1 protein-coding gene is annotated in these 232 nt (G+C 73.7%); it reads right to left on the bottom strand.

The genetic code is table 11. The features are described from left to right. Positions 1 to 232: TolC family protein (locus tag ACQG3P_RS24680; protein WP_426806519.1), on the bottom strand; the 232-nt coding region annotated here is incomplete at both ends.

Consider the following 232-nt stretch of genomic DNA (forward strand, 5'->3'; position numbering starts at 1 on the left):
TGCTGCGCCAGGTCATGCGCGGCGCGGGCGGTGGCGACGGCCTGCGCCTGCGAGGCGGCCTGGTCGGCCAGCGATCGCACCGCGTTGACCTGGTCGGCCACCTCGCGCAGTGCGGTGACCACCGTCTGGTTGTAGTCGGCCACGGCCAGGTCGTACTGCGGGGCGGGGTTGGCCAGGTTGGCACGCAGGCGGCCACCGTCGAAGATCGGCAGGCTCAGCGCCGGGCCGATGA

Origin of the sequence: Stenotrophomonas sp. SrG, assembly GCF_050031795.1 — a bacterium.
GTDB classification, from domain to species: Bacteria; Pseudomonadota; Gammaproteobacteria; order Xanthomonadales; family Xanthomonadaceae; genus Stenotrophomonas; species Stenotrophomonas rhizophila_A.